This window comes from Bifidobacterium sp. LH_558, assembly GCF_056356295.1.
In genome coordinates this window covers 334920-349589 of the sequence record NZ_JBKETZ010000003.1, presented here as the reverse complement: position 1 = coordinate 349589, position 14670 = coordinate 334920, and the positions used below count along the sequence as shown (strand labels likewise).

The following is a 14670-nucleotide window of genomic DNA, read 5'->3' as shown; positions in this document are numbered from 1 at the left end:
AAGGCAAGCATCCCCGCGAACGACGCGGGCCGCGCGGGATTTCGCGCTCATTATTTATGACGAACGGAATCCAATTTCGCGCTCAAACATTACGACGAACGTCGAAGTGCAACTAATGAATACATCCCCAATTACACTTATATTAAAAATGCAGTTTATCCTGCAAATGTGGACGGAACCTGCGGATATACAGCTGCTTGCTTAATATTGAATTACTGGCACAATGTTGAGGGAGGTGTTATTGATGATTCTTTCCTTGATTCTAATGGCAATCTAATTACGACAGGAAATAACACTTTGCAAGATAAGTTACTCTCCTATGGTGAATCTAATTCATCTTGGGGATTGACTATTCGTGATGTCCTGATTGATTATTGTAATGAGTATGGTGTTGCTGCTACCTCTACATATTATGTAACGAACTTTGATATATTTGCCGAAATTGGTCGTGACCGCCCTGTAATTGTGTTTGGATATTTCCCCGATTCTCCTACCCAAGTTCAGACACGAGGAAAAGTATTTCATGCTGTTACAGCTTATGGCACATCAACAACTGGACTTGTAACAAAACTGATTGTGCATTATGGATGGTCTGGATATAATCATGTCACATTGGACGGCGGTTTGGTTGGGTCAAGCACGCAGTTTGTGCTGAACTAAATATGCAAGGAGTGGGAAGATGAAAAGAGTATACATAATATTTGTGTTGTTAGGATTTCTACTGGGGCTTTCTGGGTGCGGAAAAGAGGAAAAAATTGTTTTTCCATTTGATCTGTTAGATGTGGAATGTATTGAGTCATATTATGATAACGGAGAATCCGAAATACAGAAAAAAACACTTTCAGAAGAATCGGACATTGATAATTTGTATACATATTTTTCGGAGCTGTCGGTAAAAGCTGCCCAAGAATCATCAGCGGAGGTTGGCTACACGGTAAAATTTGTATTTAATCTTGCTGATGGAACAGATTATGAGATTACCTATACAAGCGTTGCAACCAAAAAGGGTTGTTTGCAATCTGAAACGGCGGGATTCGACTACTCTACATCTTCCGATGTTGTCGGCGTTTGGGAAAGTTTATCTGGAGAAATTGAGCTTATCCCGACTGGAAATATACCCCAATAAAACCCACAGCTATTATTGCAAAAAGGCAGCAGCTCGTCCGCTGCCTTTCTTTTATGTCACGCTTTTAACTCCGATATTCCAATCTGGCAAGACAAGCAAGGAAACTGTACTTGCCGTCTGAAAGCAACAGGCGTTCATAAAGGGAAGTTGCCATTTCCGCCGTTTCTTCTTTGTTGTGACAGTCTTTGCCATACGATGCGACACGCCAAAGTTGCGTTGAGAAGAAACGTCGATATTCTAGTAAATACGTATCGAGTAAATACGTATCGATAACAATAAATCGCGATCAGCCTGAAGGAGTACTGGTCGTTTCTGGAAGCGGCGAAGAAGCTGCTCAGGGAAAGGAAATCGATGGAACAGCATCATTCCGTGCGATGCCAATGTCGCGCCCGCCACGGCTTTACCGGCCACGGCGGTGTCTGCCGAAAGGGGGACGAGTCGTGAGCGCAGCAAGCGAATTCGCCGTTTTGCTTAAGAATCGAGGCAAGGCCAAAGACAAGGCCACGGATACCAAGCCGGCTTTGGGCTTTCTGGCTCCTTGGCTTATTGGAGCGATCTGCCTGACCCTCATTCCCATGATAGTTTCGCTCTATCTGTCGTTGACCAAGTACAACATGCTGACCAGTCCGAAATTCGTCGGTCTGCAGAACTATGCGACCCTGTTTCAGGACACGCGGTATATCCAATCCTTGAAGGTCACGCTCAGCTATGTGATCATCTCGGTGCCGCTGCAGCTGATCGCCGCCCTTGCTCTGGCCGTGGTGCTTGACCAGGGGATGAGGGGATTGACATTCTACCGATCGGCCTTCTATCTGCCATCCATGCTGGGAGGCTCCGTCGCCATCGCGGTGCTGTGGAAGATGGTGTTCGGTTCCGAGGGTCTGTTCAATCAGGCTCTGGGGCTGTTCGGCCTGGAAGTCACCCAGTCGTGGATCGCAAACACCGCCACCGCCAACGGCACGCTTATGGTATTGCATATCTGGCAATTTGGCTCGCCCATGGTGATCTTCCTTGCTGGCCTGCGTCAGATTCCCCGCGAACTGTACGAGGCGGCCAGTGTGGATGGCGCCGGCAAATGGCGGCAGTTCGTGTCGATCACGTTGCCGATGCTCAGCCCGATCATCTTCTTCAATTTGGTGATGAGCATCATCAACAGCTTCCAGACCTTCACTCAGGCGTTCGTCGTCTCGGGCGGCACCGGCGGCCCCAACGACGCGACCTTGTTCTACACGCTGTATCTGTACATGCAGGGCTTCGGTTCGATGAAGATGGGATATGCCGCCGCCATGGCATGGATTCTCGTGGTCATCGTTGCCGTGCTGACCGTAATCAATTTCGTTCTTTCGAAGTATTGGGTGCATTATGACGACTAATACGACAACCACTGTTAACGCCGTCTCGGCGACGTCGGTTCCCGTCCGAAAAGAGGAACACAAGATTCGCAGGATCGTCCTGCAGGTGGTCAAGCAGCTGGTGGTGCTCGCCTTCGCGCTGATCATGCTGTACCCCATCCTGTGGATGGTGGCCTCAAGCCTGAGGAAACCCTCCGAGATCTTCACCAACATGGGTCTGTGGGTTTCCGATCCCCAATGGCACAACTATGCGGACGGCTGGAACGCGCTGAGCTACAGTTTCGGCAAGTACTTCCTCAACTCGTTCGTCATCGTCGCCTTCGCGATCGTGGGCAATATCCTCACCTGTTCGATGGCGGCCTATGCCTTCGCCCGACTCAACTTCAAATTCCGGGGCCTGATGTTCGGATTCATGCTGCTGATGCTCATGATCCCCGTGCACGTGGTGATCATCCCGCAGTACATCATCTGGAACAACCTGGGCCTGATCAACACGTATGTGCCGCTGATCCTGCCGAAATTCCTGGCGATGGACGGCTTCTTCACCTTCCTGTTCTACCAGTTCATCCGCGGACTTCCGCGAGACCTCGACGAAGCCGCCAAAATCGACGGCGCCGGCCACATCCGGATTTTCTTCCAGGTGCTGCTGCCGCTGATGAAACCGGCCATCGGCACCACCGCCGTGTTCACGTTCATGTGGACGTTCAACGACTTCTTCAGCCAGCTGATCTACCTGACCGACCCGGCCAAATACACGGTGCCGATCGCGCTGAGGAACTTCATCGATGCGACCAGCCAGTCGAGCTACGGCCCGATGTTCGCCATGAGCGTGCTGTCCATCATCCCGCTGTTCATCGTGTTCTGCTTCGGCCAGAAGTATCTGGTCGAAGGCATCGCCACCACCGGAGGAAAGTGAGGTAAGGGAAGCAGCGATGGTCGAAGACGGGCCGGGAAAGGCCTCGTTCCTCAGGTATTCGATGTCGCAGGCAATGGACGCTCTGAGGCGTCTAAAGAAATAACCGGCGAAATGCCGACAACAACAAAGGAGTTAAACCATGAAGTCCATGAAGAAGTGGATCACCGCCACCGCGATTGTTGCGGCAGCTTCGATGACCCTGGCCGGATGCGCGGGCGGCACGTCCGCCACGGGCGGTGCCGAGGTGAAGGCGTCGGACGAGGAGGTCACCATTCGCATCAGTTGGTGGGGTTCCGACACGCGAGTGCAGATCACCGAAGACGCCATCGATGCGTTCGAAGCGGAGCATTCCAATATCAAGGTCGAGACCACATACAACGACTGGTCGGGATACTGGGACAAGCTCGCCACTGAAAACGCCGGCAAAAACGCTCCGGATGTGATGCAGATGGACGAGCTCTACCTTGCCTCGTATGCCTCGCAAGGTTCGCTGTTTGATCTGGACGAGGCATCCGAATATCTGAGCCTCGATGGCATGGATGAATCGTTGAGGGATATGGGAAAGGTGGACGGCACGCAGTATGCCGCCCCGATTTCATCGACCGCCTTCGGCGTGGTCATCAATAACGATGTTGTGGAACAGTTGGGTTTGACCGTTCCAGACACCTCCGCATGGACGTGGGATGATCTCATCGACTTCGCGGAGCAGGTCGTTCAGGCCTCGAACGGCGAGACCGTGGGCATCGCGCCGCTGAACAACGGCATGAGCCTGCAGCTGTGGGCGCGTCAGCACGGTGAGAACCTCTTCGAGAACGGTGAGGTCTCCATCTCGGAGGAAACGCTGGCCTCGTATCTGCAGATGTCCTACGACTGGACCCATGGTGACAATCCGATCGCCGGCACGCCGGACCATCAGGCTGAACAGTCCTCCGGAACCGTGGACCAATCCGATTTCGCCACCAACAAGCAGGCGATGATCTTCACGCAGTCCACTCAGATCACCACCTATGCCAAGGCTGCGGGCACGGACAACATGACCCTCGTGCCCATGCCGAACGATGACGCTTCCAATAAGTACGGCTACCTGAAGCCCGGCATGTATTGGGCGGTGTCCTCTCAATCCGAGCATCCGGCCGAGGCCGCCATGCTGGTCGATTATCTGCTGAACAACGAAGAGGTCGGCGAGACCCTCGGCACGGACCGCGGAATCCCCTCCAACAACACGATTCGCGAATCCCTCGCCGAGACCTCCACCGGCACCGATAAGCAAGCGCTGGATTTCCCCTCCCAGATCGAGGACACTCTCGGCGATGCTCCGGCCATCACGCCTAACGGCGCCTCCGACCTCGACAAGATCATCGCCCGCTACAACCAGAAGGTGATGTTCGGCGAGCAGTCGGCCGCCGATGCCGCCACGGCCATGATCAGCGAGATCAACACCGCAATCGCATCCGCCTGATGACGATGCCTGAGGTGGGGTCAGACAGTTATGGCTCCACCTCAGATCATCTTGAACAACAAGTCGTAGTTATGAGGGTACAACCATGTTGATTGATGCCAACACCGTCATTGCGGCGGATGGGCGCCCGTCGTCGGTATGCGCCGCGGCCGCCGACGCACGGCGTGATCTGGCCAAGGTGTGCGGAATCGTGGACGATTCGCATACGGATGGTATGACGGCCGATGCCGCACGCATCGTGCTTGTTGATGCCGAATTCCCGTCCGAAGGCATGTTCAGTGTCTCATCCGTTGCGAGTCGGCGAGAATTGGTTGTTGCGGCCGGTGATGATTTCGGTTTCATCTATGGCCTGTACCACATCAGCCGTGAACTGCTGGGTGTGCCCGATCTGTGGTTCTGGATGGATTGGCAACCCGCTCGTGTCGGCGCGGTCGAAGTGCCTGATGAGTACAGTTTCGAGTCGCAGCCTTTCGCTGTCGCCGAACGCGGCTGGTTCGTCAACGACGAAGTGCTGCTGATGGGGTGGTCGTTAGACAATGATCCCGACCTGCCATGGCAGATGGTGTTCGAGGCGCTGCTGCGTTGCGGCGGCAACATGGTCATTCCCGGAACGGGCAACAACTCCGCCGGGCACGCCGTTGTCGCCGTGGCCCGAGGCCTCAAAATCGCGCAGCACCATGCCGAACCGTTGGGCGCGCGCCTGTTCTCGTCCGCCTATCCCGACCTCAACCCCTCATGGGATGAGCATAAGGACCTGTTCATCGGATTATGGAAGGAGTCGCTGGCGGCGCATGCCGGGCAGCATGTGATCTGGAATGTGGGATTCCGCGGGCAGGGGGATTCCCCATTCTGGTGTGCGGACCCCTCCTACGACACCGATGAGAAGCGCGGCGCGCTGATGAGTGAGATCATCCGCATCCAGCGGGCGATGGTGTTGGAATCCGACCCCAAGGCACGCTGTTGCGTCTACCTGTATGGCGAGACCCTGGAACTTTATCGCCAAGGCGTGCTCGATCTGCCGGACGACGTGATCACGATCTGGTCCGACAACGGCTTTGGTCGTATGGTCACCCGTCGTCAGGGCAACCACAATCCGCGTATCGACGCCATGCCCAACCCGGACGACGATGGTGCGCAGGGTATCTACTGCCATGCGTCGTTCTACGATCTGCAGGCCGCCAACCACATCACCACTCTGCCCAATCAACCGGTGCATATCGTCCGTGAACTGGGTGCCGTGCTGGCCAGCGGAGGCGACGCGTTCTGGGTCGTCAACTCGTCGAACGTCAAACCACATGCGTACTACCTCGACTTGATGGCCCGGCTGTGGCGCGAGGGCGTGCCGGCGCCGGAAGCGACCGCAGACACTGGTTGCGCGCAGGATGCAGTCGAATCCGTATGCCAATCCATCGTCGACCAGCATGCATGGGATTTCGCGGCCACCTATTACGGCGAGTCCGACGCGAGGTCGGTGGTCGAGGCCTACCGGGCGTATTTTGACGCGGCCGTGCCTTATGGAGAGCATTGGGACGAACACGCTGCGGAACAGTACTTCAATCATGGTCCACGCGAATTGATCAACCAATTCATGCGCGACCGCACGTCCGCATGCTCCGATCTGCTGTGGGCCACCGGCGATCGGCCGTTGGTCGAACAAATCGGAATCATCGACACAGCGTCCGTCATGGGTATGGGGCGGTATGCGGCGTTGGCGGAACGCAATGTCGTGGCCTCAGCCGGCATGACGAGGCATGCAGCGAGATTGTTCGACGACTCCATCGCTCTGCATACGCTTGTCTACGTCCATTGCTGCACAGCCACCCATCTGGTGTGCGAGGCGTTGCGTGAAGGACTGGAATCCGATTGGCAGCGGGCGTTCTGGCATGCGGGATTGGCCCGCAGTGAGTTCCAGCGGGCCCGTAAGGCGATGCTGTCGCGTGAGCATGGCAAATGGCGAGGCTTTTATGCCAACGAATGCCTGACCGATGTGGCGCAGAGCGCGTGGGTCGTATCCGGTCTTATGGCGTTCCTGCGTGCCATGGGCGACGGCCCTCATTTCTACCAATGGCAGCGAGACTTCATCTACAGCCGCGAGGAGGCGAAGGTCACCACGTTGCTCAACCTCGAGAACCATCTGACCGACGACGAGCTGTTCGACGCTATGCTCGCCAAATGGGAGGACGGCGGAGACGAGGATATATGCCGGTGCGTCGACTAGAATGTGACTGATACGTATCGATTGAGAGGGGTGTGATGTGAACACTGTGGTTCCGACCGGAATACGAGGCAAAGCGACCAGCAAGGACGTCGCCAAGCTGGCCGGCGTGGCGCAAAGCACGGTGTCGTATTACATGAACGGCAGCAGGCCGGTGTCAAAAGACGCCCGGGCGCGCATCGAAGCGGCGATGGCGACCCTCGACTACCATCCGAACTCCAGCGCCCGTACGCTGCGCACCCAGCGCACGAACCTCATCACCCTTATCGAACGATTGGACTACGAATCGGACGCATCGGATGTGGCGCCGTATCTGACCTCCATCATCGAGGAGTCCTACCGGCAGGGGTATGACGTCATCCTGAACACCACCAAAGCCGATCCCGACAGCCTGCGCCGCATGGACGGACGCAATATCTGTGATGGATTCATCCTGATGGATATCAAGCGGCATGACGAGCGCATCCCCGTGGCCGCCCAGATCGGCCTGCCTACGGTGGTGTTCGGCAAGCCGGATGATGAGCATGGGTTGGACGTCATCTATTTCGACTATGAAAGCGCCGGCACGATCATTGCGGACTATCTGGCCGGGTTCGGACATCGCACCGTGATGTTCCTGGATGAAAATCCTGTGGAGAACACCGATTACATCACATATCAGAGTATGTATGAGTCATTGCGGAAGCGCTGCTCCGATCATGGCATGGCGTTCGACGTCATACCGTTCGATCGAGACCATAAACAGTCGGCGATGGAGTCGATCGGCGAGAATATCCACAATCGTCTGGCTGTGGTCACTCGCCAATCGCACTCCACTAGGGCATGCATGGATGCGTTGGCAAGACGGAATCTGACTCCGGGGCGAGACCTGACGCTGGTGAGCGTCTGTCCGGATTCCAAGATTTCCTCGTTCAGCTTGCGGCCTTCGAACCTTTCGCCGCGTCCACGGGAGATTTCGACACAAGCCGTGCATATGCTGATCGATCGTATCGAGCATCCTGGCCGACCTCAATCAATCATGACCGTCAAAACAGACCACGTCACTACCCGGGACACCACCGTCGATTTCCGAAGCGAAGACGACTGACTGTCACAGCCATATCATTACTAATGAAGCGGAGCGAGAGCCATGACCGAATTGGCATCCCGACGGACAAGCATGCTCGACGCATGCGCCACCGACACCACACTCACCGTGTACTGGGACAAACCGGAATATGTCGATGCGAAGGCCGAGTACACGGTTATGGTGGACGGCACTGTCGTTACGCGAGTCAACCATACTTTCGCACGTATCGCGGGCCTGGTGCCGGAGCATGAGTATCGGGTAGCCGTGCACGTAGGGGAGAGCACGTCGGACGAAACGCGAATCGTGGGCGAAGGCCGATTCGTCACGGAACGTGCCAAACGCGATATCGACGTATCCCAGCCGCCGTACAGCGCCGTGGGCGACGGGCGCACCATGAACACCGCGGCCATCCAGCGGGCGCTTGACGACTGCGACGCCGACTCGAGAGTCGTCATTCCGGCGGGCGTGTACCTCACCGGAGCGCTGCGCATGCATTCGGACAGCGAACTTCATGTGCTTGCAAACGGCGTGCTGCAGGGGGCAACGAATCCGCAGGACTATGAGCCGCGCATATGGAGCCGTTTCGAAGGCGTGGAATGCGAATGCTACGCAAGCCTGATCAACATCGGCCATCTCGATCATACGTCCGGGCCGACCACCCATAATGTGCGCTTGTCCGGCCAAGGGGAGATTCGTGGCGGGGGAGCGGCGTTGATGCGCGCCACCATCGAACGCGAACGTGAACTGAAGGCCGATGAATTGGCGGCCATGGCCGACTACATCGCCACATGCGAGAACGCTGACACCATTCCCGGGCGCGTGCGCGGCCGGTTGGTCAACATCTCGAACGCCGAGAACGTCGAACTGTCCGGACTGACATTCGCCGACGGCCCCAGCTGGACCATCCACGCCATCTATTCGAAACACATCGTCACGCATGGGGCCACCATCCGCTCCAGCGGCGTGTGGAACGGCGACGGATGGGATCCGGACTCCAGCGAGGACTGCGTGCTCTTCGACACGCTGTTCGACACCGGCGACGACATGGTGGCGATCAAATCCGGCAAGAATCCCGAAGGCAACGCCATCAACCGTCCGACACGACATGTGCGCATCTTCTCGTGCACGGCCATGGGAGGCCACGGCATCGCCATCGGATCTGAGATGAGCGGCGGCGTCGAGGACGTGCGTGTGTGGGATACGGACGTCTCGCGTTCCCTGTACGGCATCCACATCAAAGGCACCCCCAAGCGCGGAGGATACGTGCGCGGGGTGTGGGTGTCGGACTGCGCGGTGGCTGCGATCACCATTCACTCCGTCGGCTACAACGACGACGGAGTGCCCGGCCCCGACCAACCGTATTTCGAGGACTTCCATTTCGAGCGGCTGCGAGTGATGGGATGGCAATGGCGTGGTTGCGACGATGTGCGTCCCGGCGTCGCCGTATTGGTCAAAGGTTTCGACAAGCCGGGCCATGAGGCCCGCAACATCGTGGTCAAGGACTGCATGCTCGGCGGCGTGGAACACGGTAGTGGGCGCATCGAGTTGTGCGATTGCGCTTCGCTGACATTCGACAACGTGAGTGCCGGCGCGAGTCCGATCAGTGATGTGGATGGGTCGCTGTCATAAGACGACGGACCGCGGCTAGCGATTGGTCACAGGAATCGCGAATGCCTCGACATCCGATCGGCCAGAGACTACAGATTCCCATACCGTCGTACGGCTTGCGCGATGGCATCGTCGGTGGTGTGCTCGAGGATGACGGGAATCCACGGACGGCGCTCGTTGGCAAGACGAACGATGCCCTCGATGTCGAGGATGCCCTTACCGGCGTCGCAACGGCGGATATTCATGCCGCAAGCCGTCGCGTCGGAAGGCTCGACGGTGAAATCGGAGATATGTACGGCCATGATGCGCTCGCCGAAACGATCGAAAGCCTCATTCGCGATCTGCAGCTGCGTCGAACCGTCGACGGTACGGCCATCGGGCGTGGTGTAGGCGGTCGCGTCGAACACAATGCCCAGCCAAGGGGAATCGATATCGGACAGGAGCCGTTCGGTGGAGGCGATGTCATGAATCGGATGGTTCGCACCCGGTTCAACGCCCACCATCGTGCCGAAGCGCTCGCCGACGGCGACGAGGCGGCGAATCGAATCCAAAGCCTGCCGGTACATCGACTCGGAGAAGTTCTCCTCGGTGAACCGTCCCGGCGCGGCGTCGACGGATCCGGTCTCGCTGGCCACCATCGGCGCGCCGAAGAAACGCGCATTGGCCAGATACGCTTCGAATTTGCGCAGACCTGCCTCGCGTGCGTCCGGATTGGGATGCGTCATGTTGAAGTAGCAGCCCAACACCGCGATATCGATGCCACGTTCGGCCATGATTCGCCGTATGCGCATACCCATCCCCGGGTTGATGGCGTCGGCGCCGCTGGGCAGATCAGGGAAGGACTTGCCCAACGCCAGCTGCGTGGTGTGCACTCCGTATCCGGACAATCCTTCGGCCAGCCGCTCAGGGGTGTCTCCCCACGTCACATCATGTCCGCGTGCGCCGAGATTGATCATCGAATCCGCCTTTCATATCAGGTCCGGCCGTTTAACGGGCCGTCGCGGCCCAACATAGAGGATGCAGAGCGGCCCTACGAATCCGCTGCCAAAGGTTGCCGGCGGAATCGGGCTATATATCACGGATCCGGCGCACACGCCAGAGCTAGCGCAACGATTGGCAACAAAAACCAAGAAACGCGAAAAGCCTTCGTACGTTTAGCGTATGAACGCAAAGCAGCCTGATCACAACATCACCAACATCACCAACATCCCCGCCGACGATTGCGCCGAGCGCGTCGCCTCGACGGGATTTATCCCCACCTGCGCCGATGGCGTCGCCCCGAACCATGATTATGTGGCCGAAATCCCCGAGAACACCGGCTTGGACACGATCTTCCTCGCGCAAGGCGATATGGTCTGCGTCGCCGCCCGCCCCATCACAGCGGGGGAGAGCGTGCAGGTCGAAGGGCATGAGCCGCTGACGGTGCTTAACGACGTGCCCCGCGGACACAAAATCGCATTGGTCGACGTGCCCGAAGGAGTCAACGTCGTCAAATACGGCTTTGAGATCGGCCGCGCCAAGCAGCCGATCAAACGTGGCGAATGGGTGCACACCCACAACATCGCCACGAATCTCGGCGACAATCTTGAATACACCTACGAGCCCACCGACGACACCGTTAAACCGGGCCAGCCCACCATGACCTTCCAAGGGTATCGTCGATCCAACGGCAAAGTCGGCATCCGCAACGATCTGTACATCGTGCCCACCGTGGGCTGCATCTCCGGACTGGTCGCCACTATGGCGCGCATGTTCACCTCGCGTCACAACGGCAACGGCAACTTCGACTCCGTGGTCGTGGCGCGCCATCCCTACGGCTGCTCTCAGCTCGGCGGCGACCTCGAATGGACGCAGAACACGCTGCGCGGCATCGTCGAGCATCCGAACGCCGGAGGCGTGCTGGTGGTCGGGCTCGGCTGCGAAAACAACCAAATGGCGCTGTTCAAGGCCGGACTGGAAGGCATCGACGAATCCCGCGTCAAAACCATGATCTGCCAGGATGAAACGGACGAATTCGACCGCGCGGCCGATCTGTTGGAAGAGCTCAACGAGGCCGCTGCCGGCGACCGACGCGAACCCATCCCGATGAACGAACTCAAAGTCGGCGTCGAATGCGGCGGCTCCGACGGCATGAGCGGCATCACCGCCAACCCCATGGTCGGCCGTTTCGCCGAATGGCTGGTCAGCCAAGGCGGATCAGTGGTGCTTTCCGAAGTGCCGGAGATGTTCGGCGCGGAAACCGTGCTGATGAGCCAGGCACGCGACGAAGACGTGTTCCACGACATCGTGGACCTGATCAACAACTTCAAAGGACATTTCCGCAAATACGGCGAAATCATCTCCGACAACCCCTCACCGGGCAACAAGGCCGGCGGCATCACCACCCTGGAAGACAAGTCCCTGGGCTGCATCCGCAAGGGCGGACGATGCGAGGTCGAGGACGTGATCCTCTACGGGCATCGCATCAGGCGCAACGGCCTGTCACTTATGCAGACGCCGGGCAACGATATGGTGTCCACCACCGCCAAGGGATCCGCGGGCTGCCATCTCATCCTGTTCACCACCGGCCGCGGCACGCCGTTCGGATGCTTCGTGCCGACCATCAAAGTCGCCACCAACACCCCGCTCGCCGAAAAGAAGAAGCGTTGGATCGACTTCAACGCCGGACGTCTGCTCGACGAGCCCGCCTCGGTGGTGGACGAGGACTTCCGCAAACTGGTGCTTGAGGTCGTCGACGGACGTAGGACCAATAACGAGAAGAACGCGATGCAGGAGACGGTCATCTTCAAAGACGGCCCCACCGAATAACGTTCGCAAACGGAGTGTCCTCACGCTTTCTCTCAGCTCGATGTATTCATATACACCTTCGCTTCGAGACGCGCGAGGACATACGCGTTTGCGAACGTTATTGCATAACCCGCACGGATGGCGTGTTATCGGGCTTAGCCGAAGCTCGACGTATGCCAATACGCCTTCGCTTCGGCACGCTCCGATACCGCGCGCATCCGTACGGCTTATTCGGCGAGCCTCATAACGCTTGCAAACGGAGTGTTCTCGCGCTTTCTCTCAGCTCGATGTTTGCGGGAAAATGTGGGCAACGAAATATGGTGTTTCCAGATGACGAGTATTTTGTCATCTGGAAATTTTTTCGTATCGAAAGGATGTACGGCCATGCCGCTTCCCATTCCGCCGGAGGACTCCGGTTACGATCACGCCCACGCCATCGAACTGTCCAAAGCGGCCGGTGCCACCGACGCCGACATCGCCGAATCCGAGACCTTCGGCCTGGCTCTCGACAAGCACAATGCGTGGGGACTGCCATTCAACGGATACTGCAACGCGGCGGGCTACGGCTACGTGTGGGAGCCGACCATGGGCGTGGCCCAGGATGGGTGGGACTCCCACGAGGCGTTCCTCACACTCAGCCGTGGGGCGCAGACGGCCATCGTCTACACCAGTTTGGAACGAGGTCATGATATCGACCGCGAATCCGCGCGCCAGTTTCTGAAGCACGAACGCGGCATCATCATCCACGGCAACCAGCCGTACTGATTGCTGGGCGTTATACGGGATTCAGACGCGGGCGCCGTCGTCGAACTCGTCCGCGCGGGTTTCGGTGTGGCCCTTGTGCTGCATGATCAGGCCGCCCGCGCCGAGAATCGCGCACAGGCCGAAGACGGTGCCGAGAATCGCCGCCAGCGACGGCACGAACACCGAGCCGATCAGTCCCGCGATACCGACGATCAGCAGCACCCAGAACACCAGTTTGGAGGTTTTCACCGGGCCGATTTGCGGGTTCGGCGGCACGAAGTCCTCGCCGTAGCGGTCCATCACATCATCGGTGTCCAGCCAGCTGGAACCGGTGAAATCACGCGGACCCTGCTGGTTGACGCGATCGCGCATAGGGCGCACGTCATCGGTGAAGGTGCCGGCGTCGAGATCGTTCACCGACAGCAGCGCCTCCTTCTCCTTGCGCTGGGCGTGCTTCTCGAAGCGTTTCGCCTGACGCGACGACTCCACATCCTTCAGATCGTCGGCGTGGGCCGCGGCGAACGCCGCCCATGCGTCATCGAGATTTCCGTCATCCGGCGTGGGGTTTGTGCGCTCGTCATCCGCATTGCTATTGTTGAGGTCAGTCATAGATACCACTCTAATCGGGCATGAGGCCAATCATGCGGAGAGGAAACCACAGTGTTGTATTGGTTCTTCGTTAAATCATTGGGATGGGTCGCCCGTCGACGTCTCGGCCCCACGGTCAGCGGCTTGGAGAATATCCCGCGCACCGGCGGCGCGATCATCGCGGCGAACCATCTGGCGGTGATCGATGACGCGCTGCTGCCCATCACCTCGCCCCGCATGATTCATTTCATGGGCAAGGCCGAATACTTCGAAGGCAAGGGACTGAAGGGCCGCTTCAAGAAGTGGTGGTTCACCTCCGTGGGCGTGTTCCCCGTGGACCGTTCCGGCGGCGACAAGTCGTTGGGTGCGTTGGCCCACGCGCGCGAGATCATCGAGGACGGCCATCTGTTCGGCATCCATATCGAAGGCACGCGCAGCCCCGACGGCCGTCTTTATAAGGGTCACACCGGCGCCGCTCGTCTCGCTTTCGAAACCGGCTGCGCGATCGTTCCCACGGCGATCATCGGCACGCGCGAACTGCAGGAGCCGGGCACGGTGATTCCGAAAAAGGGCAGGACCCAGATAATCTACGGCAAGCCGATCGCGGTCGAGCACAAGACCGGCGACGAGATCACCCATGAGGATCTGCGCGCGCTCACCGATCGGGTGACCGCCGAAATCCAAAAGATGAGCGGTCAGGAATACGTGGACGAGTACGCCCAGACCGTCAAGAAGCGCTTGAAGGAGCAGTCCGCGGCCTGACGGATTCCCGCACGAAGCTCCAATCAAAAGCAAAACCGAGGCCT

Annotated in this window: 13 protein-coding genes; 11 read left to right on the top strand and 2 right to left on the bottom strand. The window is 58.1% G+C overall.

Annotated elements, in window-relative coordinates; all coding sequences use genetic code 11:
• The first annotated feature begins 168 nt into the window (after positions 1-168).
• The 8 genes from AC1AV0_RS06315 to AC1AV0_RS06280 all read left to right on the top strand — a co-directional run bounded on the left by AC1AV0_RS06315 (position 169) and on the right by AC1AV0_RS06280 (position 9766).
• The gene (locus AC1AV0_RS06315) at positions 169-660 is read left to right on the top strand and encodes a hypothetical protein (protein ID WP_476572211.1); all 492 of its coding nucleotides are present in this window, start codon (positions 169-171) and stop codon (positions 658-660) included.
• A 19-nt stretch (positions 661-679) separates the two neighbouring features.
• A complete protein-coding gene (locus tag AC1AV0_RS06310) occupies positions 680-1126 on the top strand; it encodes a hypothetical protein (protein ID WP_476572209.1) in 447 nt (148 codons plus the stop codon).
• 440 nt (positions 1127-1566) lie between these two features.
• A complete protein-coding gene (locus AC1AV0_RS06305; protein WP_476572207.1) occupies positions 1567-2499 on the top strand; it encodes a carbohydrate ABC transporter permease in 933 nt (310 codons plus the stop codon).
• Positions 2489-3394: a carbohydrate ABC transporter permease gene (locus tag AC1AV0_RS06300; RefSeq protein WP_476572205.1), complete on the top strand. Its 906-nt coding sequence runs from the start codon at positions 2489-2491 to the stop codon at positions 3392-3394. The genes AC1AV0_RS06305 and AC1AV0_RS06300 overlap by 11 nt, the downstream gene beginning before the upstream one ends.
• 139 nt (positions 3395-3533) lie before the next feature.
• Complete coding sequence (locus AC1AV0_RS06295) at positions 3534-4853, top strand: ABC transporter substrate-binding protein (protein ID WP_476572203.1); 1320 nt, start codon at positions 3534-3536, stop codon at positions 4851-4853.
• A gap of 85 nt (positions 4854-4938) precedes the next feature.
• Entirely contained in the window at positions 4939-7071 is a 2133-nt protein-coding gene (locus AC1AV0_RS06290) for a glycosyl hydrolase 115 family protein (RefSeq protein ID WP_476572201.1), read from the top strand.
• Between the two features lie 37 nt (positions 7072-7108).
• Positions 7109-8155: a LacI family DNA-binding transcriptional regulator gene (locus AC1AV0_RS06285; RefSeq protein ID WP_476572199.1), complete on the top strand. Its 1047-nt coding sequence runs from the start codon at positions 7109-7111 to the stop codon at positions 8153-8155.
• A gap of 42 nt (positions 8156-8197) precedes the next feature.
• Positions 8198-9766, top strand: a complete 1569-nt coding sequence (locus tag AC1AV0_RS06280) for a glycoside hydrolase family 28 protein (RefSeq protein ID WP_476572197.1) — start codon at positions 8198-8200, stop codon at positions 9764-9766.
• Positions 9767-9834: 68 nt separating this feature from the next.
• Here the strand turns inward: AC1AV0_RS06280 and AC1AV0_RS06275 are convergent, their stop codons facing one another.
• Positions 9835-10701 (bottom strand): sugar phosphate isomerase/epimerase family protein, encoded by an 867-nt coding sequence (locus AC1AV0_RS06275; RefSeq protein WP_476572194.1) that lies wholly within the window; start codon positions 10699-10701, stop codon positions 9835-9837.
• Positions 10702-10906: 205 nt separating this feature from the next.
• Between AC1AV0_RS06275 and AC1AV0_RS06270 the strand changes: the two genes are divergently transcribed.
• Complete coding sequence (locus AC1AV0_RS06270; RefSeq protein WP_476572192.1) at positions 10907-12553, top strand: UxaA family hydrolase; 1647 nt, start codon at positions 10907-10909, stop codon at positions 12551-12553.
• Between the two features lie 363 nt (positions 12554-12916).
• On the top strand, positions 12917-13297 hold the full coding sequence (locus AC1AV0_RS06265; protein ID WP_476572190.1) for a glycerophosphodiester phosphodiesterase: 381 nt from the start codon (positions 12917-12919) through the stop codon (positions 13295-13297).
• A 21-nt stretch (positions 13298-13318) separates the two neighbouring features.
• On the opposite strand, the gene AC1AV0_RS06260 is transcribed toward AC1AV0_RS06265, so the two are convergent.
• Positions 13319-13885, bottom strand: coding sequence for a hypothetical protein (locus AC1AV0_RS06260; RefSeq protein ID WP_476572188.1), 567 nt, complete (start codon positions 13883-13885; stop codon positions 13319-13321).
• 51 nt (positions 13886-13936) lie between these two features.
• On the opposite strand from AC1AV0_RS06260, the gene AC1AV0_RS06255 reads away from it, so the two are divergent.
• Positions 13937-14626 carry a lysophospholipid acyltransferase family protein gene (locus AC1AV0_RS06255; RefSeq protein WP_476572186.1) on the top strand — a complete coding sequence of 230 codons (690 nt, stop codon included), beginning with the start codon at positions 13937-13939 and terminating at the stop codon, positions 14624-14626.
• Positions 14627-14670: the final 44 nt, after the last annotated feature.